The following is a 963-nucleotide window of genomic DNA, read 5'->3' as shown; positions in this document are numbered from 1 at the left end:
ATAGTTTCGGATTCAATCAGTTTTATGCTGACGACCAAAGGAAATACTATATTTACTAAACCCCTTACTTACCTATACGTACAAACTTAAATGTAATTAATTTACTTATCTAAAAAGGATTATTTATAATGACTTTAAAATCTATCAAACAAGCGAATCGTGCCATGACTTTTGCAGCCATTAGTGCGCTTGGTATGCTTAGCACATTAGGTCATGCAGCGACTTACGAGCTTGATCCCAAACATACCGCAGTACGCTTCTATGTAGATCACTTCGGTACCACGACCAATGCTGGTGGCTTTCATAATCTATCGGGTACTCTTGAGTACGCACCTGAAGAGCAAAAAGGTTTTATCGGCATTACAATCCCCATGGGCAGTTTAAGTACCGGGCTCAAAGCTTTTGATGGGCATCTAAAATCTGATGATTTTTTCAATGTAGAAAAATACCCAACCGCTTATTTTAAATCTACTGATTGGGTATTTGATGGCGATGAAGTCAAATCAGTGAAAGGTGACTTAACCTTACTTGATGAGACTCATCCTGTGACTTTAACAGCCACTAAATTTAACTGCTACGACAGCCCTCTATTAAATGCTGAAGCTTGTGGTGGTGATTTTGAAACCACTATCGACAGAACCAAATGGGGTATCGATACCTATACAGACGGCGGTATGATGAAAGATGTCAAATTGGTCATTCAGGTAGAAGGCAGTAAACAAGCAGATTTAAAGTAAGCAGACCTTAAACAATAATGGCTCGTCCACTTAAGACAATCTGTACTACAATGAAGCTGGGTTTTTTAACCCGGCTTTTTTTATTTTATAAAAGTGTTCATGGGAGTTTTATGCAGACAATCTCCCTTATAAAGCGATAAGTTAAGATAACAATAGGACAGCTAAAATGGGACAGCTAGAAGATATGGCAATGTTTGTACGCATTGTCGAAGCCGGTAGTATTACT

At 38.3% G+C, this 963-nt stretch carries 1 protein-coding gene; it reads left to right on the top strand.

Annotated features, from left to right (window positions below):
• Positions 1–128 precede the first annotated feature (128 nt).
• Entirely contained in the window at positions 129–737 is a 609-nt protein-coding gene (locus ACS8FD_RS17365) for a YceI family protein (RefSeq protein WP_439261955.1), read from the top strand.
• Positions 738–963 lie beyond the last annotated feature (226 nt).

Source organism: Psychrobacter sp. 1U2 (assembly GCF_051847575.1).
Note: the sequence above shows the minus strand (reverse complement) of the source record. Positions and strands in the feature narration are given on the sequence as shown.